The 20,662-nt window shown below is 45.3% G+C and carries 16 protein-coding genes and 2 tRNA genes; 12 read left to right on the top strand and 6 right to left on the bottom strand.

Annotated elements, in window-relative coordinates:
• Window positions 1-66 precede the first annotated feature (66 nt).
• Complete coding sequence (locus FBY58_RS08415) at window positions 67-390, top strand: TIGR02300 family protein (protein WP_141920516.1); 324 nt, start codon at window positions 67-69, stop codon at window positions 388-390.
• 83 nt (window positions 391-473) lie between these two features.
• Window positions 474-549 (top strand) — tRNA-Ala (locus FBY58_RS08410).
• Window positions 550-734: 185 nt separating this feature from the next.
• Here the strand turns inward: FBY58_RS08410 and FBY58_RS08405 are convergent.
• Window positions 735-1,649, bottom strand: coding sequence for a LysR substrate-binding domain-containing protein (locus FBY58_RS08405; protein ID WP_141920515.1), 915 nt, complete (start codon window positions 1,647-1,649; stop codon window positions 735-737).
• A gap of 101 nt (window positions 1,650-1,750) precedes the next feature.
• Between FBY58_RS08405 and ilvD the strand changes: the two genes are divergently transcribed.
• Complete coding sequence (ilvD, locus tag FBY58_RS08400; RefSeq protein WP_141920514.1) at window positions 1,751-3,610, top strand: dihydroxy-acid dehydratase; 1,860 nt, start codon at window positions 1,751-1,753, stop codon at window positions 3,608-3,610.
• An 80-nt stretch (window positions 3,611-3,690) separates the two neighbouring features.
• Here ilvD and FBY58_RS08395 read toward each other — a convergent pair whose 3' ends face one another.
• Both FBY58_RS08395 and FBY58_RS08390 read right to left on the bottom strand, forming a co-directional pair.
• Window positions 3,691-5,088, bottom strand: coding sequence for a glycosyltransferase family 39 protein (locus FBY58_RS08395; protein ID WP_260432165.1), 1,398 nt, complete (start codon window positions 5,086-5,088; stop codon window positions 3,691-3,693).
• Between the two features lie 196 nt (window positions 5,089-5,284).
• Window positions 5,285-7,063 carry an ABC transporter transmembrane domain-containing protein gene (locus tag FBY58_RS08390; RefSeq protein ID WP_141920512.1) on the bottom strand — a complete coding sequence of 593 codons (1,779 nt, stop codon included), beginning with the start codon at window positions 7,061-7,063 and terminating at the stop codon, window positions 5,285-5,287.
• Between the two features lie 217 nt (window positions 7,064-7,280).
• Here FBY58_RS08390 and FBY58_RS08385 point away from each other — a divergent pair, with 217 nt between their 5' ends.
• Window positions 7,281-9,149 (top strand): hypothetical protein, encoded by a 1,869-nt coding sequence (locus FBY58_RS08385; RefSeq protein ID WP_141920511.1) that lies wholly within the window; start codon window positions 7,281-7,283, stop codon window positions 9,147-9,149.
• 351 nt (window positions 9,150-9,500) lie between these two features.
• Window positions 9,501-9,740: a hypothetical protein gene (locus FBY58_RS08380; protein WP_141920510.1), complete on the top strand. Its 240-nt coding sequence runs from the start codon at window positions 9,501-9,503 to the stop codon at window positions 9,738-9,740.
• 70 nt (window positions 9,741-9,810) lie between these two features.
• On the opposite strand, the gene FBY58_RS08375 is transcribed toward FBY58_RS08380, so the two are convergent.
• Window positions 9,811-10,806 (bottom strand): hypothetical protein, encoded by a 996-nt coding sequence (locus tag FBY58_RS08375; protein ID WP_141920509.1) that lies wholly within the window; start codon window positions 10,804-10,806, stop codon window positions 9,811-9,813.
• Between the two features lie 172 nt (window positions 10,807-10,978).
• On the opposite strand from FBY58_RS08375, the gene FBY58_RS08370 reads away from it, so the two are divergent.
• The 4 genes from FBY58_RS08370 to FBY58_RS08355 all read left to right on the top strand — a co-directional run bounded on the left by FBY58_RS08370 (window position 10,979) and on the right by FBY58_RS08355 (window position 14,237).
• Entirely contained in the window at window positions 10,979-12,109 is a 1,131-nt protein-coding gene (locus FBY58_RS08370; RefSeq protein WP_141920508.1) for a mechanosensitive ion channel family protein, read from the top strand.
• A gap of 151 nt (window positions 12,110-12,260) precedes the next feature.
• Window positions 12,261-12,569, top strand: coding sequence for a putative quinol monooxygenase (locus FBY58_RS08365; protein WP_141920507.1), 309 nt, complete (start codon window positions 12,261-12,263; stop codon window positions 12,567-12,569).
• Window positions 12,570-12,618: 49 nt separating this feature from the next.
• Window positions 12,619-13,020, top strand: a complete 402-nt coding sequence (locus tag FBY58_RS08360; RefSeq protein WP_141920506.1) for a putative quinol monooxygenase — start codon at window positions 12,619-12,621, stop codon at window positions 13,018-13,020.
• Window positions 13,021-13,217: 197 nt separating this feature from the next.
• Complete coding sequence (locus FBY58_RS08355) at window positions 13,218-14,237, top strand: DUF475 domain-containing protein (RefSeq protein ID WP_141920505.1); 1,020 nt, start codon at window positions 13,218-13,220, stop codon at window positions 14,235-14,237.
• Between the two features lie 12 nt (window positions 14,238-14,249).
• Here FBY58_RS08355 and FBY58_RS08350 read toward each other — a convergent pair whose 3' ends face one another.
• Window positions 14,250-15,374, bottom strand: a complete 1,125-nt coding sequence (locus tag FBY58_RS08350) for a CDP-glycerol glycerophosphotransferase family protein (protein WP_141920504.1) — start codon at window positions 15,372-15,374, stop codon at window positions 14,250-14,252.
• 513 nt (window positions 15,375-15,887) lie between these two features.
• A complete protein-coding gene (locus FBY58_RS08345; protein ID WP_141920503.1) occupies window positions 15,888-18,506 on the bottom strand; it encodes a M1 family metallopeptidase in 2,619 nt (872 codons plus the stop codon).
• 474 nt (window positions 18,507-18,980) lie between these two features.
• On the opposite strand from FBY58_RS08345, the gene FBY58_RS08340 reads away from it, so the two are divergent.
• From FBY58_RS08340 to FBY58_RS08330, 3 genes are all read left to right on the top strand, one after another.
• On the top strand, window positions 18,981-19,289 hold the full coding sequence (locus FBY58_RS08340) for a hypothetical protein (RefSeq protein ID WP_185738187.1): 309 nt from the start codon (window positions 18,981-18,983) through the stop codon (window positions 19,287-19,289).
• A gap of 165 nt (window positions 19,290-19,454) precedes the next feature.
• Window positions 19,455-19,530: transfer RNA gene (locus tag FBY58_RS08335), tRNA-Ala, on the top strand.
• Window positions 19,531-19,794: 264 nt separating this feature from the next.
• Window positions 19,795-20,625 (top strand): aldo/keto reductase, encoded by an 831-nt coding sequence (locus FBY58_RS08330; RefSeq protein WP_141920501.1) that lies wholly within the window; start codon window positions 19,795-19,797, stop codon window positions 20,623-20,625.
• Window positions 20,626-20,662: the final 37 nt, after the last annotated feature.

Raw genomic sequence — 20,662 nt, 5'->3', positions numbered from 1 at the left:
AGTTTATTTTTTACGTAAATTTTGTGTAAAACTTTCAATCATCGGAAAACTCTGGAAGGACGGTTCATGATCAAGCCTGAATGGGGCACCAAGCGGACTTGCCCAAAATGTGGAACCCGTTTCTATGATCTCGGCAATGAAGATCCTGTGACCTGCATCGAATGCGGTACAGAATGGAATCCTGATCCGATTCTCAAATCAAAACAGCCTTTACCTTTTGAAGAACAGAAAAAGACCGAGGATTCGAGCAAATCCGACGATACGGATCTGGAAGCAGATCTGGATCTGGATGATACCGATGATGTTTCCCCTGATGATGATGTCGATGATTTGGGTGGAAATGAAGATATCGGCGTCAATACTTCTGACGATGAAGATGAAAATAACTAAAAAAAATTAAAATTAACACTTGCAGGGGCGCGCAGATTGTTTATAGAGAGCGCGCACCTGTTAAAAAACAGAGGCATAAAATTGGGGCCGTAGCTCAGCTGGGAGAGCGTCGCAATGGCATTGCGAAGGTCAGGGGTTCGATCCCCCTCGGCTCCACCAATTTTTAAAGACCGCATTTAGATGCGGTTTTTTTATGTCTGCTTTCTGCCCAGCTTTCCTCTTGGACTATTTTTTTCAGGCCTCGCTTACCTTTTTTTATCCATTATATCCGCAATCGCACTTTTGATATTTTGACGGCGGCCTATTCTGAAAAGTCCGCCATCACGGCTAAAATCGACACATTTTCAGGAAATAACCGCCAGCATTTCGCGGGTAACTTCTAAAAAACGGGTTAGGGTCGGCGTGTAGTCATCTTTTCGCCAAGCAATTCCTGTTTCCAAAAAAGCCGCCGGTTTCTGTAATTCAATATAGCGGACATCTCGGCGCGCCATATGACGCAGCGATCTCGGAACAAGTGCAATCCCCATACCAGCGGCAACAAGGCTGATGATCGTCTGCATCTGGATCGCTTGCTGGGCAATATTAGGATAGGCACCACAGGCCTGATAATAATCGATAACCAGATCGTAAAAAGCGGGAGCAAAATGGCGCGGAAAAATAATCAGCGGCGCATCCCGTACGGAATCTGGTGATAACTTTCGATTGATCAGGGAAAAACGCTGTTCTTTAATCCAAAGCGCAGGAACCGCCGCAATTAACGGTTCGGAAACCAGCTTTTTATAACATAATCCAGCCGGTAATTCGCTGCTTCTTGGCGGAATAATAATCCCTGCATGGCGAAGGCCTTTAGTCAGATCCGATATTTGAATATCGCTGGTCGCTTCACTCAAGGACAATTCGACATCAGGATAAAGCGAACGATAGCGCCTGACCAATATGGGCAGGATATTAAAATCAGCCGTGCTGACAAAAGATAAATCCAGATGCCCCTTTGTGCCTTCTCTCAATCTTTCTGCAATTTGAGGTAGCGCATCCACGCCTTCCAAGGCGGTTTTGACATAATTCAGCCATTCAAGGCCAAAGGATGTCAAAGAGACATGACGCTTGCTTCGCAGAAAAAGCGGCGTGCCCAGCTCCTTTTCCAAGGCCATAATGGATTGGCTAAGCGGGGGCTGTGTGATGCCAATTTGCTCGGCCGCTTTTCCGAAATGCAAATTTTCAGCCACAGCAAGAAAATGTCTAAGCTGACGAATATCCATTTTTAATATTTTTTACGACTTTATTTGAAGAGAATAATATATTTCACTCTGCTTTCCAGATGGCTTAAAACAGATTTATTCAAATTTCTACAGGAAGAATAATGCCTCCCTATCGTTCCAGAACCACGACTCATGGTCGTAACATGGCCGGTGCCAGAAGCTTATGGCGCGCCACCGGTGTTAAAGACGAAGATTTCGGCAAACCGATTATCGCTATCGCCAACAGCTTCACGCAATTTGTCCCGGGTCATGTCCATTTAAAAGATATGGGGCAGCTCGTTGCCAGAGAAATTGAAAAAGCCGGCGGCATTGCCAAAGAATTCAATACAATCGCTATTGATGACGGTATCGCCATGGGTCATGGCGGAATGCTTTACTCTTTGCCTTCACGCGAATTGATTGCCGATTCCGTCGAATATATGGTGAACGCCCATTGCGCTGATGCTTTGGTTTGTATTTCCAACTGCGACAAGATTACGCCTGGTATGATGATGGCGTCGATGCGCCTGAATATCCCGACTGTGTTTGTCTCCGGTGGCCCTATGGAAGCCGGTAAAGCTGTTGTGAAAGGCGTTGAACGCGCACTTGATCTGGTTGATGCCATGATTATTGCTGCCGACGATCACTACGCTGATGAAGAAGTTACGACCATTGAACGGACTGCTTGCACCACTTGCGGTTCTTGTTCGGGCATGTTTACCGCCAATTCCATGAATTGCCTGACCGAAGCTCTGGGGCTTTCCTTACCGGGTAACGGTTCGATGTTGGCAACCCATAGCGATCGGGAACAGCTTTTCCTGAAAGCGGGGCGGACAATCGTCGATATGGCACGGCGTTATTACGAACAAGATGATGCCTCGGTATTGCCGCGCTCTATTGCGACACTGGGCGCTTTTGAAAATGCCATGAGTCTCGATATCGCAATGGGCGGTTCCACCAATACCGTCTTGCATTTGCTGGCAATCGCACAAGAAGGCAATGTGCCTTTCACAATGGCCGATATTGATCGACTTTCGCGTCATGTTCCTTGCTTATGTAAGGTGGCACCCGCCAAAAATGATGTCCATATGGAAGACGTCCATCGGGCAGGGGGCGTTATGGCCATTTTAGGTCAGCTTGATCGCGCCGGATTGATCAATACGAGCTTGGCTACCATTCATTCTCCAACCTTAGGGGCTTCCTTAGAAGAATGGGATATCAGCCGTAATAGCTGCAGCGATTCCGCCCGCTTCTTCTATCGCGCTGCTCCGGGCGGGGTTCCGACGCAACAGGCCTTTAGCCAATCTTCCCGTTACAATGAACTGGATACCGATCGCGAAAAAGGCGTTATCCGTTCAAAAGACTATGCCTTTTCTACCGATGGTGGTCTTGCTGTCTTATTTGGTAATTTGGCACCTGAAGGCTGCATCGTCAAAACCGCAGGGGTGGATGAATCCATCCTGAAATTCACCGGTAAAGCCAAAGTTTACGAAAGTCAGGAAGCCGCCGTTGCCGGTATTCTGGGTAACGATGTCGAAGCTGGTGAAGTCGTGATTGTCCGCTACGAAGGCCCCAAAGGTGGCCCTGGTATGCAGGAAATGCTGTATCCGACCAGCTATCTGAAATCGAAAGGCCTTGGTAAATCATGCGCCTTGATTACAGATGGTCGCTTCTCGGGTGGTAGTTCGGGTCTGTCTATCGGCCATGTTTCACCAGAAGCAGCTGAAGGTGGATTGATCGCTTTGGTTGAAACTGGCGATACGATTGTGATCGATATCCCTGAGCGGGTTATCCATCTGGATGTAGATGATGCTGTTCTCGCTGGCCGTCGCGCCCAAATGGAAGCGAAGGGGGCTGCGGCATGGAAACCGCAAAATCGTAAACGTCCAGTATCTTCGGCTTTGAAAGCCTATGCGGCCTTAACGACGAATGCGGCACGTGGCGCTGTTCGTGATGTTAATCAGCTCGAGCAAAATTCCTAGAAACAAAAATCTTTTATTCTGGCAGCATCAAAGGACGCTGCCAGAATATCTCTCTAAGCATTCTGAAAAATTACCCATTCTCAATTCTTCTGTTTCGGCGGGATCATCTCTATCATTTCAACATGAGGCGACAGAGTCTGTGTTTTATGAGGATGGGATAAAATCATCTGCCATAGAAGAAGAAACGTCGGGCATTTTTTTGATATTGTTACCTTCACCATTGTCGCTGGTATCGGCGTTATAATAGCCCGATTTAAAGGTTCCAATGACGCGCCCCGTTTCACCGCCTGATAATAGTTAAAAAAATCAAGGCGATAGTCTTTGCCTGCCCAGTAACATATTTCTGAAATGTCACAGATAACCGGCGTTTTGGTCGCTCTTATGCGGGTTATCACATCATTCCATTGCTGCTTTTCATTCTGGAGCTGATATTCGTGATCCAGAATATGCGGTAAACAAAAAACAGCCGTCGCCAACACGGGCAAGAAAGCGGCCACAGCGGAAAATAGAAAAGACCGCGTATTGGGCATTCGGTTGGAAAATATCAAACCCGTGATAATGCTGAAAGCAATGAGGGTTTCAAAAAAAGCATTATAGGAAACGCCTTCACCCAGAGATTCAAAAATCCCGAAAAATAAGGATAAAAGCGCGAAAGCCGCCAGCATTATAGCTGTTTTATTCCCAGATGACCGAAAGCTTTTTATCAGGAGCGGAAAGGCTAAAATAGCTAAAGGGATAAAAATAACCAACCGCCCCAAAGCTCTTGGCAATCGGTTGAATGTAATAACCCGTTTATGATGAAGAATATCGGCTATCATAAAATGGCTATCATAGAGCGATGTAAAGCCAGCCAACGCAATAAGGATTCCAGACAATCCCATTGCAAGCCAAAGCATAGCTAGCTTTCTGTCACGAAGAAAAAGCCATCCTGTCACAGCCAATGGCAAGGCGAGCAGATTATGCTTGATAAGACCGCCTGTAATAAAACACAGTGCTGCCATTATAACGCGGCTTGTGGTCTGTTTTTTGATAATCAGCGATAACCCCAGCATCATGCAAAAATGAGCCATCCATTGCGGGTCATTCATGGCAATATAGCTGTGAAAGAAATAACTGCTATAAAGAGCAAAAAGCAAAATGCCGATATGGGCGCCCAAGCGATTGCCACCGGCCTGCAAAATTAGGCGATAAACAAGCCCCATCGTGCCAAGCCATGCAACCAAAGACAATATCCGGCCGGCCCAGACCATATCCCCGATCAGATAACCTAACCCTCCGACAAGGTAGAAGGAAAGGGGCGGGTAGTTATTAAATATAAGACTGCCATCGGGATCGGGATAAAGTGGCGCCTTTACCAGTCCGACTGCCCGTTCACCCAGATAGGCATTCCACCCTTCATTATAATCAAAAGGGATATGGGTGAATATCAGACTAATTCGGTCTGATATTAAAAGTAAGACAAGTATCCATCCTACCAAAATTCCTAAAGTGATAAGGAAATGAAAAGAAGGGCGGCGGAAAGAAAAATTATCAAAAATAGGCAAAACGCGCCTCTAAGTTGTTACGTTTAAAAAAGCCCCCTGTTAGAAATAACCATAATAGATTTTTTGTCAAAAATTTTGACTGATATTGTTATTATATTATGGATTATTTTTGATGACTGTCGGGTTACTCTTATTCCTGACCATTGAATTGTAGCTGTGCTAAACGAGCATAAAGACCATTTTGCTTGGTCAGCTGATCATGGTTGCCTTCTTCGACAATCTGTCCTTTATCCATGACAATAATTCTATCCGCATGGCGCACTGTCGCCAAACGATGGGCAATAATAATCGAACTCCGGCCTTTCATCAATTTTTCTAAAGCCTGTTGAACGGCCTGTTCCGATTCCGCATCCAGTGCTGATGTGGCTTCATCCAACAGCAATAGCGGCGCATCCCGTAAAAGAGCACGGGCAATGGCAATACGCTGCCGCTGCCCCCCTGACAATCGGGCGCCGCCTTCTCCTAAAAAGCTATCCAGTCCTTCGGGAAGGACTTTTAAAAACTCTTCGGCATTGGCCGCTCGAGCCGCTTGCCAGATCTCTTCGTCGCTGGCATCCCATCGCCCATATCGCAAATTATCACGGGCAGAGGCCGCAAAGATAACCGTTTCTTGGGGAACGACCGCAATATGGGTGCGAATATCTTCTAAGGATGCCTGCTTTAGGTCAACACCCTCCATCTCGATTGCGCCCGACGTCGGGTCATAAAAACGTTGGATAAGCTGGAATAAAGTCGTTTTCCCTGCACCAGAAGGGCCCACAATTGCCAACCGTTCGCCAGCTTTCAATTCAAAATGAAAATCTTTTAAGGCATCTGTATCGGGACGGGATGGGTAACGGAAAGAAACGTTACGGAAGCTTAAATGGCTTTGGGATGTATGAGGCAACGCCTGCGGGTGGCTAGGCGAATGGATAATAGGCTGCTCGGCTAACAGGTCATTCAACCGACTAGCTGCCCCCGCACCACGGAGCAAATCGCCATAGACTTCACTCAACGCCCCGAAGGCACCTGCAACAACACCCCCCGTCAGCACAAATGCTGCGATCGTACCGCCTGAAACCAAACCGGCGGCAACATCGAGCGCTCCGCGCCACATGATCAGGATAATCGCTGTAAAGACTAGTAAAATGACCAGTGCGGTCATGAAGGAGCGAAGGGTAATCCTCTTTCTTGCCGTTTCAAAAGTTAGATGAACGGCCTGTCCAAAACGATCGGATTCGCGCTCTTCCTGTCCAAAAGCCTGCACAATTTTCATCGCGCCTAAAGTTTCATTAAGCAAACTGCTTAAATCCGCTATTCGATCCTGACTTTTGCGGGATAGCTTCTGCAATCGGCGTCCCAGAAAAATAATGGGCAGTACCACAACCGGAATACCAGCCAGCAACATCGCCGTCAGGTGAGGTGCCAACATAAACAGATAGAGGGTGCCCCCAATGCCGGTAATCAGATTGCGAAGCGCAACGGATGCGGTGGAACTAACGATCTGGTCAATCAGGGTCGTGTCAGTCGTCAAACGGGATGCAATTTCGGACGGGCGATTTTGTTCGAAAAAAGCAGGCGGCATTTTCATCAAATGGCGGTTGATGGTTACCCGAATATCAGCAATGACGCGCTCACCCAGCCATGAAACACAATAAAAACGAGCGGCTGTTGCCATTGCTAACAGAACAATAATCCCCAGCATATAGCAGAAATAGAGATTGATATCATGCGCCCCGCTATTGCTAAAACCGCGATCAATTACCATCCGAAAGGCAGCCGGTATCGCAATAGTGGCCGTTGAAGACAGAAGAAGCGCCAGCAATGCCCCGATAATCCATGCGGGATAGCGACTGGCAAACTGCCACAGCATTCGTAATTGGCTAATATTCTGTCTTTTTTTCGGCATCGCTTTTGTCGATTGCTTCACGATTTTATTCCTGATTTCGTTTGCCCCTTCTATAAAGATATTTATGAAGAGTATCTTTAAAACCGGCTTGCGCTGAAAAGCCTGAAAATGCGTTTTATTGCAAGCGAGATATCATTTTTTGCTACCAAAAGAAAAAAATGAATGAACCTGTGATGCATTAAGAGCGTTTTCTTTATCCGTAGTGAATATTCCGTTATGATTTTGAGGTGCATCCTTGATGCCGATTTTTCCTAGACTTTTGAGCAATATGCCCGTCATGGCCATGTTGACTGTTTTACCCGCCCTGACCACACCTTGCTCAGCTTCTGGTAGGATGCCTTTATTATCGAAAATTATTTTTGACCCAGCTTTCTCAACTGAGAATGAAAGCCCTTTAAAAACAGCTACGGATAAAAAACAGGCGGCATCATTCTCTTTTATCGCTGCACAGAAGGGGGCATTAACTTCTCCAACCGCTTCTGACAGCCAGATAGAAAAACCAATCGAGAATAGCCGTAAGGATAAATCTAACAGTCAATCAACGCCTCCCTCAGACGCGAATAGCTCTGCCACGGCGGCAACGAATTCTGTTCAAAACGCCTCTTTGGCAAAAGAGTCTGTGGCCTCAACAAGTTCCACTACGGCATTGTCTCCACAGGCTTTGCAGGAAAAAATTGCCCAAGCGACAGATTTAAATCGTCAGAATAAATGTGCGGATTCTCTCACCATACTTGATCCGATACTGCCTTCTTTGAAAGGTCATGACCGGGTTTCTGTCCAGCTTTTGCGCATCCCTTGTTTGGCAAGCCTTGGATATGACAGCAAAATCATCTCTACCTATGAAGATATCGTCTCTATCGAGCCTGATAACGGTGCCGTCATCAGCGTTGGTATCTTGATCGCCCTTTCTCAGGATAACTTCCCCAAAGCGGCGGAAAGATTGCTGCTGCTAACAGATAAAGATCCAGCCCGTATTGCCCGATTTGATCGCGATATGGTGCAGGCGATTTTAAGTCAGGCGCAAAAACAGAAAGATCCTACAGTTTGGCAAGAATTGGTTCTCGGCCTGTCGCGGAGCAGTTGGGGCATTGCGGAAGGGCCTGATACCCGTGATCCTTTAATCCAACAGGCAGTTACTGTTTATCTTGAAAAGCATCAGAATGAAGATGCTGCTGATCTGTTAAGGGAAATTGCAGATCCTGAACGGCTGATGGAAATGGCAATTTCCCGCCGCTATGAAGTGATTTGGCCAGAAATTGAACGTCGGCTTGGCACACATAGTCAGGATAGCTTACGGCAATTTGCCGGTCTGTGGCTTAATGCTTATGCTAATCAGCCCGATAATGCGGTCTTTATTAACCAATCCATACGCGCTTTTATTCTGGCTGGTCATCTTCAAGAGGCCGTGCAACTGGGTGATTCCGTCAAAATCACCCCGCATATCTCTGATAATAATATCAAGGCCATTGTCCGTTCGGCTGATGCTCGTTTCGCACTGGGTGGGGGCGGCGCTATATCTGGCGCCATCGGGCGGCTACAGCCTTTGAGCCGACTCGACCCTACTCGTCGCCAAACTATCTTACCTGTGGATATTCGCTTGTCCGAATGGCTCGGCCAATCAGGGCGATATTACGAATCTCGTAATCTTTCCGAAAAGATGCTGTCCAATCTCAGTCTGTCTCTGACCCCAACCGACATTGCATGGTTCCAGCGCAGTGCTGTTTGTTCAATGATGAAATTAGGGCAGCGGGGGCAAGCGAATCAAATGGCGGAAGAAATGCGCCAAAGCCATCTCGACAACAAACAGGCTGTTATTGAAGCGTTATTTTGTGCTGGAAAATCCGAAGAAGCGGTTAATTTGGCTATCTCAACGTTAGATAACCCTTCACAGGCCGAGTCTCTCTTAAAGCTGTTGCAACCAGAAGGTCGCTTTCCTGATATCCGGCCTCAATATTCCCGTGCGGTCTGGTCAAAATTGTCCGCCATGCCTGCGGTTGAGCGCGCCTTCTTAAAAAATGGCCGTATTCTGCCTGAAAAATTCCAGCTTCGCCAAAATGCGCCTTTGCCGAACGTGATATATAATTCCTCATCTTCGACCGTCAGCTAAGGTTAAAACATAGTCCATTATGGAGGAAAAAAGCGTTAGTTACTCAATTAACGCTTTTTAACTTTTCTGAAAGACCTGTCGGGTAGTTTTTGAGATGAAATGTAATTTTTATAAAAAAAAGGCAAAATATATCCAAAATTAAGCATTTATTATCTTTTCAAACTTATTTTCTCAAAAATTTCAGCCGTCTTTAATCCAGATTCACCGAATCTGGATTAATTAGCATTTTTAAACAAAAAAATTCAAAATGGTGGAATTAGGCGACGAAAATTGATGGACAAGTAGGAAAGTATTGAGAACATAAGGAGAACAAACGGTTAAAAAAGTAAAATTAAACTAGGAGTGATAATCATGTACTTGTTAGGCAAAATTGAAAAATATCTGAGTGCTACAGGCATGACCCCAACGCGCTTTGGGCGGGATGCTCTTAATGACCCCCGTTTTGTGCTTGATTTGCGGCGCGGTCGCGAACCACGGCGTCGTACCTTGGGACGGGTTCTTGCCTATTTGGAAGAACATGGCGCCTTTATCCGTCGCGAAAGGAAAAAAACGCCTTTTATTTTATCGCATCGTCATAATGTTTCAATTTAGATTCAAAATGGCGGAAAATTTCTAGTCAGAATGTTAAAAATTTAAATCCATTTAGGGATATAAAACTATCTCATTGCAGTTCCGTCGCCGAGATGAGTTGTTCACGCATTTCTTTTATTAAAGCTAATGCCTGATGAAGAGCTTGATCGCGGTCTAATTGAGACAGCTTTATCGCCGTCGTCGGGGGTGCCGATACAGGATAAGGGGAGTCCTGTATCGGGTTTTGTAAAATCTGTTCAGAAGACAAGAAAAGGGTCTCTTCGGCTTTTGGATTGTGTTCGATGAGGTTGGTCGTTTGCGCCTTATTAACTGACAGCGTTATGGCTTCTTCTGTTTCTGTGCCGATTGAATTATTCGGTGTGCTTTTACCCTGCTCTTCATTCACAGGCGTAAGGGGCGTTTGAGACAGTGACAAAACGTCTTCTTTTAAATCTTTATGACCAATATCTGCTTCTGTCTGATTATCAGACTGCAACGGCGTTTCGTTGTCGGCTTCTGAAAAGCTCGCCTTGTTATCCAGAATGATAACGGCCGCCTGACTTTTCGTCTGCTCTTCGAAAGAGAATCGCTCTTCTTGTGCAGAAAAATTTTCAGAAGCTGCCGGCATCAAGATAATTTCATCGTTATCAATGATAACGCCTCTCGCTTCTCTTAAATCAGAGGATGAAAAATTATCCTCGAACAGATCCTTTTCCTGCACTTGATTCGATGAATCTTCAGGATAGAATGCGCCTTCAGGATTTTCTTTTCTTAAATTGAAGGCTGCCCTATACCGATGATAGGCAAATAACCCTGACATTATAAAAGCAACTATTCCGCCGAGAATCGCGGCCAGAGGAATCGCCAGACGTATTCGGGATAACAGACGGTACCCCTCTATATCGCCGGTAATCCAAGCGACCGCCGTATTGCGGGTCAAGCTGGCAAAAATCTCAGCTGGCATCGCTATCCAGAAAAAGACAGCTGCCACCGCAAACATACCGGAAGAAAGAACGACAAGCCGTTTTTCTCTCTTTTCTTCCATTGGCTTTACCCCTGCCATTTCGGCGTTCTCCATAGATTTCATTCGGCAAAATCAGATTCATAGCTTTAACGGATAAAAACGATTAAATAATTAACATTGCATTCTGGCGTATTTAAGAAAAAATCTATTACCCTGCTGTGATAAAGATTTTTTAACGTGAATATTCCTTCACTTGAAAGTGGATTTCACCCGATAATTTTTTTCAGGGAAAAGAATGCAGGAACAAAATCACACCGCTATTCTGACCTCACCTCAGGAAATAGCCATCCTAAACCATCAAATAAGTGAATGGTTCTTGGGACATTATATTCAGCTACTCTGTGCCCTCGGGGTAGGCGTCCTCATCTTTTTCGGCCTTCTCTGGTTCCGACGTTTCATAGAAAACTCTCTCAAGCGCAGCGCATTCTTAACTGAATGGACGACGCTTGCCGGAGAGGCTGTAGGAAAAACCACCGCTTTTTTCTTGGCGATTCTGACTATCCGCTTGGTCACCGAATATTTTGGACATACCTCGCGACTCTCGGATGTTATCCAATTTTTATGGGTGATTGCCAGCACGTTACAATTTGCGATCTGGGCACGTCAGTTAATTCTTGGCCTAATCGGCTATCGGGTTGAACAGTCAAATAACGCCAATCGTAATCTTGATAGCGCGCTTAATCTGATCCGGCTTTTGGTGACGGTGGCTCTCTTTGCGATCGCTTCGGTTGTTATCCTTGATAATCTCGGCGTGAATGTAACAGGGCTGGTCGCGGGTCTCGGTATTGGCGGTATCGCCATTGGTCTTGCTGCTAAAGGTATCTTTGACGATCTTTTCTCTGCTTTGGTCATCATTTTTGATCAGCCTTTTATGAAGGGTGATCTTATCAGCTGGAAAGATAACACCGGAACTGTCGAAAAAATTGGTCTGAAAACGACCCGAGTCCGTGCTGGAACCGGTGAAGAGATCATTGTTGCCAACAATATGTTGGTCAATGTTGAAATGCATAATCTCAGCGAACAGACCAGACGGCGTTTTTCATTACAAATCGGTGTCGTTTGTTCCACGACGCCCGATCAATGTGAAAAGCTGATCTCGATCTTACGAGAAGAAACCTCAAAAATTTCTCTCTGTCAGGTTGCCCGCAGCTGCATGACGGGCATCGGTGCTTCTTCTTTCGATTTTGAAGTCGTTTGTGATGTCCAATCAGGCTCTTTTGACGACTATTTTTCAGTCCGGACACAGGCCTGTATCAACATCTTGAAACGCCTTGAAAAGGAAGGGATCGAGCTCGCCTATCCGACTGTGACAAATTATAACTATAATGCTGAAAATACAGGGAAAATAGAGGGTTCCAATAGTTGATATCCTACGGAAAATGATTGAATTACATCTCATTATAAAAATTTATCAATAAGGATGATTACTTTTTCATTTTTCAGGTGTTTATTCAGGCAGCAACAGGATAAATATTTTTCTGTTGTCCTGACAAAAGAATCATACGACGGGTGCAGCAATGCCAAATAAAAAAGATTATAAAACGGTTGTCGCTGTAATTAATGCGTTACCGGGTCATGATGAAGAAATTGAGCAAGGCCTGGGTGATCTAGCGCTGAAGGTTAAAGCGGAACCGGGCAATATTACTTTTAAGCCCTATCGGAATCTTTCTGAAAGTCATAGCTACATTGTCTATGAGATTTATCAGGACGAGACTGCGTTTTTGCAGCATGTTAATGCCCATTACACAAGGTCATTTAACAAAATGTTGGAAACCACTGCAAAAGGTGGCAAGTCGCAGGTCTTGGAAGTAAGCGATATTCTTTAATTTTTAATTCAAGAAAATCAAAATAATCTTTAAAAGGATGAGGATTACTATGTTACGTTCTTTTTATAAATATGCCGCTTTAGGTTTAGCTGCTGTTGGTGCCGTTTCTGCCGTTTCCGCACCGGCTTCTGCCCGTCCTTCCGTTATTGCTGACAATCCAGCCTATATAACGATCGTTGCTGTTATGCATCCGCTGCCTCAGTATGACCAGCAGGTTGGTACCGAATTAAAAGGTCTCGCTGCACAGGTTCGTGCCGAAGCCGGTAACGTTGCTTTCATGCCGACCCGTAACGCTGCTGATAACAGCTATGTTGTCTATGAAGTTTACCGCAGTGAAGATGCTTTCCAGAAGCATATCAATTCTGCCCACACCGTTGCTTTCAACAAAACTCTGGTCAACCAGGTTCAGGGCGGCAAATCTGACGTCACGAAACTGAAAACCATTTTCTAAATTCAGAATTTAATCTGACTTGAAAAAGTTGCCGCTGTTGAAAGACAGCGGCAACTTTTTTGCATTATGACCTTTGTTTATATTTCAAAGAGTGAAAAGAACCAGAATACGCTTCTTTTCAACGAATAATCTTGCCAATAGGATGTCCGACGCAATCCAAAAAAAGATGACATCCTTTTTCAGGCGGGAAAATTTACATGCTGAGGCATTTTCGAGAATCTTTTATTGTTACAATCCTAGGGTTAGTGGCGGCTTTCTGTTTTGGTTATTATGCACAAGGCCATAGTCTTGTTGCTGGTCTTGACGCCGCTTTTCTAGCCTTTCTTTTAGCTATTTTAGAAACCGCTTTCAGCTTTGATAACGCGGTTGTTAATGCTTCCGTTCTGAAAAATCTTACAGCCAAATGGCAAAAATGCTTTCTGACTTGGGGTATGGTCATCGCGGTTTTTGGGATGCGCATTTTATTCCCGCTGTTAATTGTTTCCTTTTCGGCTTGGGTGGATCCTTGGGAAGCCACTAAAATCGCACTATTCCATCATCAACGCTATGAAGAGGTCGTAACCGCCGCCCATGCCAGCATCGCCGGATTTGGTAGCGCCTTCTTAATGCTGGTAGGCTTAAGCTTCTTTGTCAAAGATACCCATTCTCCGGTCTGGATCAGTTGTATCGAACGCCCCTTGATGAAACTGCGCGTCATTCCTTTTGTCAGCTATATTCTAACTTTTGCTATTCTAGCTGGTTTTGTCCTCTGGTTTGATCACAAAGATGGCTATTCTTTTTCAATCGCAGCTTTATTCGGCATGGTTGCCTATTTCCTGCTGGAACAATTCGAGCATTTGATGGGGCGGCCAACCCAAGGTGGCGGCGGATTGGCGACCTTCATCTATCTGGAATTTTTGGATGCCTCTTTTTCTTTTGACGGGGTTATCGGTGCTTTTGCCGTAACCAATGACATTGTGCTGATTGCGATCGGTCTTGGCATTGGTGCCATGTTTGTCCGGTCAATGACCGTTGCCTTGGTTCAAGGCGGCCATTTATCCCAATATCCCTATCTTGAAGCCGGTGCCTTTTACGCCATCGTCACTTTGGCGTTTATCACGGCGCTTAATGTCAAAATCGAAGTACCTGAGATCATCAGCGGCTTGAGCGGCATTGTCTGGATTGGGGGTTCTTTAATCTATTCGATCATGATGAACCGCCGCAATCTGACAAATTAAACTGCTCTTATTCTACCTAGAGGCCATGCTTTTGGCCACGAAATCCATTATCGCATCGGCTGCCCGTTGGGATGCTCCCAACAAAGGGTAGCCGAATGTTTCTTTGAATAGTTTTTCTTGGGTCGGGCGATAGAGAGCATGCCGTTCTATGGCTTGTTCTACCGCAGGCATCAGATCATCAATATCTTCAACGACATCCCCCATCGTCCAATGCAGGAAATGCGGATCATCCTGCCATTTTATTTTCTGTGGATTTAAAAAGATACAGGGGCGGGGAATAGCCAAAAATTCATATATCTGGCTGCTGACATCACCGATATAAAGCGATGTCTGGGATGTATAGGTCATATCCAGCATGGCTGGAGAGCCTGTATCAATCAATACTTTGGCCGATTGCAGCCTTTTAAGCCGATATTTCTTGATTCCGAAACTTTTATAAAATTGCTTGATATGTGGGGCGACAACCAAATTATATTTATGCTGCTCCGTGAAGCCTTTGATTAAGGCATTCATAAAAACGGGAGAAGAATTCAAATTCCTTTTATAATGGGGATTATAAAGCGCAAAAGAGCAGTCATCGCTAAAGGGATGCGCTTGTTTTTTCCGTATGGCTTCGAAAACATCAAATTTAGGATAGCCTACAACACGTGTTGTCTCGTCTTTTATAAAGCCCTTACGCTTGAAATCCTCTTTGGTTTTCTTGCCGGAAATAAGGGTTAAATCAAACTCTTTGACCAGATGTTCATCATTAACATATCGATCACCTGCACCATGCATCATTAAAATGAGCTTGGCTTTCAATCCCATTTTTTTCAGAATGCCCGCTGTATATTCGGTCGCGACAATCGCGTCATAGCAGTTTAATGCCTGAACATTCTCCCGCAATACTAATATGCGTTCTTGATCTAGCCTTTTGGCTAATTTTAAAAACTTTGCTTTCCATGATTTTTTCAGGGGATGCGCCTCAAGATTAGGCTCATTCAAGGCAGCTCTAATCCTGACTAAATGCTCCATTGTTTCTGGAAAACTATAATATTCTGTGACCTCACAATTCGGCATGGCAGCTAATTTACTGGCAACCGAAGCCGTATGATAACACTGGTAAGGTTCAGCTATATAAATGAATGCAATTTTCACGGCGGGACAGTCTTCTTGGATTTTACCGCCCAAAATTGACGCTTTGGGTAGTAAAATGATTACTAAGCAAAAAGATTTTCTCTCTGCCCCTAATCTAGATACCGTTGAAGTGATTCGGTAAATACTTATTAGAAGAAATGCTCCCTAAAGAAGGACAGTTTGAAACAATATTTAACTGTTTTTGGGGTTTTATTTCGGCTTTGTTGCTCGATTATTTTTGAGCATTTGGAAGTATTTTTAAGTATTATATAATATTGGTTAATTTTATGCTTTGTTTAAATATTGGTAATTTTGTGGATTTATCTTTATTTATATTTAACAATTTAATTCGATTTTTTGCTCTTTGTCTATCACGCGCAACTGCGCATGAAATTGTAAAGACAAAGCGGCTAGAAAAAATTGTTTATTGAGTCATTTAACTTTAAAATATCTTTGTTCTGCCACCATAGAATCAAAAATCCCGCCTTCATAAAGAAGACGGGATTTTCAATGTGATAATTGGGTTAAAAAAGATTATTGATTAGCCCAACGCTGTAAGGCCGGTTCAACCAATCGACGCTGTACGCTGTTATAGGTCACTTGGTTGATAACCCGCTGCGCAGACTGACGTGAGCGCTCTGGCAAATACTTCTGGGAATAGGTCTTTACCTGACCTGCCAGACGCATGTTATCACCCATCAAAGCCAGATTGACGATGAAGCGCGCCCGTGCGGTCTCTTCGATAAAGGCATTGACCTTTTCACGATGATCGACAGCCCAGTTGAAGGCGAGATCAGGGTGATTATGTGCAACGATGGAAACCAAGGCGGCCCGAATAGGCGTGCTGGTTTCATCCGACAAAGCCAGCTCAAGCGTTTTTCTCGCTAACTCATCACTCTTGGTCGAAGCCAAGGCATGATAAAGCTGACGCTGACCGCTCGGGTCTTTTTCTTTTCTCGCCATATCACGCAGCTTGTCCCACATGTCATTGTCGGCATTATAGCCTACAACAGTCAGAACAGCTTCGCGAATGGAGCCTGGGATTGAATCGACGCCGCTATTCAAATAGCGCTGTGCCGTTTCGATGGTTTCCTTGTCGCCCATTTTACCAAGCAACGGAATTAAGCTTTCCCGCAAATCGCTGGCTGCGGTCGATTCACTCACCGAAGGCGTCCAACCAATTTTAGCCAATTCAGGTCTCAGTCGAGCCAAAGCTTTCTGACGGAAAGCCGTCTGAACAGCACTGTGATCAAGCCGTCCATCAAAGCTGGCGATCTGATCGGAAACAACATTCAATAACAGTGGATCGGAATCCGGTGAAATCTGCTCTAACAGAGCTAAATGCTGGTCAAAGCTCTGATATCCGCCACCGGCTAACGCCATGCTATCGCTGACAAAGCCAATCTGATCAGACAAAGGCAGGCTCGGCAATTTATCGCTGAGTGCTTTGAAATGCTGCGGCGCATAAAGTGTCCGGTAATAGCCAAACTGACCCGGATTTAGGATCGGTAAAGAATCTACCGGAGCCTGAACCGTTTGATAAGTTGGACCACTGACCGTAACCGTAGCAGCAGGCTGCTGCTGTCCAGCAGCACCGATGGCAACCGGCACAACCCAGCTACGTGACGTATGGGATGCCGGATCAAGAGCAAAGCGATCCTGAGCCAGATTGATGCGAGTGACGCCGCCTGCCGTTACCGGTTCACTGGCACGGATCAACGGAACACCCCCTTGCAGGGTAAAGGTATCCGCAAAACGTTTCACGTCTTTGCCAGATGCTTGGCTTAATGCCGTCCAAAGATCGTTGGTCGTGGTGTTGTTATACTTATTCGCGGCCATATACTGGCGCAAACCGTCACGGAACTGATCTGGGCCGATCGCGGCTTCGATCATACGGATAACAGCCTGACCCTTGGAATAGGTAATCGTATCGAAAGCCTGATCGATTTCATCAACCGTGCCGACATGCTGGATAATCGGATGGGTGGTTGATTTGGCGTCCATCGAGAAAGCCGCCTGACGGGCATAAGCCACTGTCTGAGCAGGCACATTCCAACCTGGGTTCAGATCGCCAGAAACCTTGGCGGCCATCCATGAAGCAAAGCCTTCATTCAGCCATAAATCATCCCACCACTGCATGGTGACAAGATCGCCAAACCACTGATGTGCCATTTCATGGGCAACCACATTGAAAATGGTCTGATGGGCGCTTTCAGGGCTGCGCTTTGGATCGAATAACACGGCGCGATCAAAATACATGATAGCGCCCCAGTTTTCCATTGCAGAGAAGAACTGCGAAGAACTTGGGACGGCAATCATATCCATTTTGGGTAGAGGATACGGCGTGCCGAAATAGTTGTTATAATATGTCAGAATCTGGGAAGCCGCATTCAAAGCATAATCGCCCTGATCGCTGGCACCACGGCGGGTAATGATACCGATTTCCGTGTCACCGACTTTGACGGCTTTACGGTCAAGCTTACCAACACCCAAAAACAGAAGATAGCTAGACATCTTCGGGGTTTCGGCAAAACGGGTGGTGACCAGATCTTTGCTATGCTTTTCCGTTGCTACAACCGGCATGTTAGAAAAGGCCAGTTCATCAGCTGGAGCCGTCACTGCCATGGTAAAGGTAGCCTTGTCATCCGGCTGATCCCACATCGGCGCGAAATAACGCGCATCGGCAGGTTCAAACTGGGTGACCAACATCCGCTGCGGGCCATCATTATCCTGATAATCAACCGCAAACAAACCGGCTGAAGACTGGTTTATTCTGCCACGGTAATTGATCGTCAACACATGCTGACCAACCGGAATATTGCCGTTGTTGGTCGTGTTGATCAAAAGCTGTTGAGCCGCCGCATCCAACTTCCATTCGACTTTTTGGTCATCCAACGTGATGTTGTCGATCACCAAATCGGCGGCGTTCATGGCGATTACATGCTCAGGTGCCTGAACATTGATTGTAATCTTTTCACGGCCACTAAAGATGAGATCTTTGGCATTGGGTTCGACCGAGATATCATAATGAAGGGGCTTGATGTCTTCGGGCAGACGGCCATCCGGATTGGCAAAGGCGGCTGTCGCCAATGCAGGCAATAAGAGGAGAGGGGCATGCCGAAGAAAAGATTTTAATCGGGACTTCCTGAACATTAAGGCACCTTTAAAAGCTTGGCACATCATCTATAAATAATAATAATGCTATGCCATTGTATTATGTAAATAAATCACTTTTTATGAAGAGTTGCATTATTATATAAAGACAATTTTATATTTAATCTTTATTAATTGTGATCTTGCTTCCATAGCGATTTTTACACTGTTTAAACCTATCCCTAACAAAACGTCTATCAGGATAAAAAGTTCATTATTTTTGTTTCGTTGTTATAAAAATTTATGGATTTCTATACCAATTTGGAAATTATAAATTCCGGTTCATCCTGAAAAAGGCTTGCAACCATGCTATGATCCTTGAAGAGAACAATGACCTATCAATTTAAAATGGGTTATTTACGTTCTCGGGCATAACAGATAGTAGAGAATGTGGAAATTAAAATTTCTGCTTTATAAAATATTATAATAAACGAAATGCAGGGGCCGGATAATAGAGAAAGGCTGGAAGCGGTAATGATTATTCTCTATCGGGGTCGTGGTCTTCTTACCTTTTTTATTTTTATTCTTGTTATTGCCGCCGAAGATTTTTTGATAAAGAAAATCGGCTGGACATCTAGAAGTGACCACTCCGCTCTTTTTGCTTGGTCTGTCGCGATCGTCAATTGGAGTCTTGGACGCTATTTGAACCGAAGGACGTTGGAAACCAAGAAGGGGTTCTGGTTACGTATTTTCTATAATGCGCCGCATCAATTCCTCTGTCTGCCGATGGAATTATGGTCAATTCCGCTTTTTGCCTTCGGCTTTTTCTGTTTCTTTAGCTAACAATCTAGGGAGACAGGATCAAACAGGCGAACAAGGCATGACAAAACATCCCTATTACCCATCCTTAAAAAGAAATAATTCAGCTTGTCTTTATTAAAATTTCAAAAAAGCAGAAAAGGATAGTTGCAAGATATCGGTTAGAACGCTAAACACCATGCGCTAAACGGGGCTGTAGCTCAGATGGGAGAGCGCTGCAATCGCACTGCAGAGGTCAGGGGTTCGATTCCCCTCAGCTCCACCAGCCATTTCCTGAATATAATGGCTGTAATTTATCCCGTTTTGCATCTTATTCTGGTCATTCTATCTCCAAATAAAATCTTTAGACTTTCGAAAACGGCTCTTTCTGTCTGCCTCGGATTGGGGCTGGTCAATATTGCCTTTTTTCGGCTTTTTCTTTCCGCAGAAAGCCAGCAAAGCGGATATCCTTCTTGCTGGTTATCGCTTCATGGACTCGGCATAGTTTTGATAGACTGATCTTCTCGATTCCTGTCATAGCGAGGATAAGATGAAATATGTGAAGCTACCGGATGGCACCAAAGTGCCTGCTTTGGGGCAAGGTACATGGATGATGGGCAGTGCGCATAACCGCGCTACCGAAGTCGCGGCGCTGAAAGAAGGCATTGCCCTTGGCATGACCCTGATTGATACCGCCGAAATGTATGGCGAGGGCGCTGCTGAAAGTTGTGTCGGTGAAGCGATTAAAGGCACCCCACGCGAAAGCCTTTTTTTGGTAAGTAAAGCCTATCCTCAAAATGCTTCACGGAAAGCGCTTCCCAAAGTTTGCGAAGCCAGCCTGAAACGTCTTGGTACGGACTACCTTGATCTTTATCTTTTGCATTGGCGGGGCAGTGTGCCTTTTGCGGAAACGATCGAGGCCATGGAAGCTTTGCAGGCGGCTGGAAAGATACGCCGTTGGGGTGTCAGTAACCTTGATACCGATGATATGGAAGAATGGGTTGCTGCCGGTGGTCAAGCCTGCACAACTGACCAAATTCTTTATAATTTGACCCGTCGCGGGCCTGAATTTGACCTTATTCCTTGGCTCAGAAAACGCCAGATTCCGATCATGGCTTATAGTCCGGTTGAACAAGGTCGCCTGTTGAAGAATCCCGCCTTGATAGCACTGGCACAGGAATTAGGTATTACGCCTGCCCAGTTGGGGTTGGCATGGGTCATGCGCCATCCAGATATCATGGTTATCCCGAAAGCAGGCCATGTCTCCCATGTAAAAGAGAATTTTGCCGCTCTGGATATCGTTTTGGATGAGGCGGTTCTAGCAAAATTGGATGAACTTTTTCCAGCACCCACCCGAAAACAACATTTGGCTATCCTGTAAATCGATTTCATCTTCCTAAAAAACAGACCGGTTTGAT

The organism is Zymomonas mobilis (assembly GCF_006715975.1).
Lineage (GTDB): Bacteria > Pseudomonadota > Alphaproteobacteria > Sphingomonadales > Sphingomonadaceae > Zymomonas > Zymomonas mobilis_B.
The sequence above is the reverse complement of the archived record's forward strand: the minus strand, read 5'-3'. Positions and strand labels throughout refer to the sequence as shown.

Excerpts from the sequence above, each read along its gene's own strand:
- FBY58_RS08385 (WP_141920511.1), top strand. The coding sequence starts at position 7,281 with ATGCCGATTTTTCCTAGACTTTTGAGCAATATGCCCGTCATGGCCATG.
- FBY58_RS08365 (WP_141920507.1), top strand. The coding sequence starts at position 12,261 with ATGCCAAATAAAAAAGATTATAAAACGGTTGTCGCTGTAATTAATGCG.
- FBY58_RS08415 (WP_141920516.1), top strand. The coding sequence starts at position 67 with ATGATCAAGCCTGAATGGGGCACCAAGCGGACTTGCCCAAAATGTGGA.
- FBY58_RS08370 (WP_141920508.1), top strand. The coding sequence starts at position 10,979 with ATGCAGGAACAAAATCACACCGCTATTCTGACCTCACCTCAGGAAATA.
- FBY58_RS08380 (WP_141920510.1), top strand. The coding sequence starts at position 9,501 with ATGTACTTGTTAGGCAAAATTGAAAAATATCTGAGTGCTACAGGCATG.
- ilvD (WP_141920514.1), top strand. The coding sequence starts at position 1,751 with ATGCCTCCCTATCGTTCCAGAACCACGACTCATGGTCGTAACATGGCC.
- FBY58_RS08360 (WP_141920506.1), top strand. The coding sequence starts at position 12,619 with ATGTTACGTTCTTTTTATAAATATGCCGCTTTAGGTTTAGCTGCTGTT.
- FBY58_RS08330 (WP_141920501.1), top strand. The coding sequence starts at position 19,795 with ATGAAATATGTGAAGCTACCGGATGGCACCAAAGTGCCTGCTTTGGGG.
- FBY58_RS08405 (WP_141920515.1), bottom strand. The coding sequence starts at position 1,649 with ATGGATATTCGTCAGCTTAGACATTTTCTTGCTGTGGCTGAAAATTTG.
- FBY58_RS08345 (WP_141920503.1), bottom strand. The coding sequence starts at position 18,506 with ATGTTCAGGAAGTCCCGATTAAAATCTTTTCTTCGGCATGCCCCTCTC.
- FBY58_RS08355 (WP_141920505.1), top strand. The coding sequence starts at position 13,218 with ATGCTGAGGCATTTTCGAGAATCTTTTATTGTTACAATCCTAGGGTTA.
- FBY58_RS08340 (WP_185738187.1), top strand. The coding sequence starts at position 18,981 with ATGATTATTCTCTATCGGGGTCGTGGTCTTCTTACCTTTTTTATTTTT.
- FBY58_RS08375 (WP_141920509.1), bottom strand. The coding sequence starts at position 10,806 with ATGAAATCTATGGAGAACGCCGAAATGGCAGGGGTAAAGCCAATGGAA.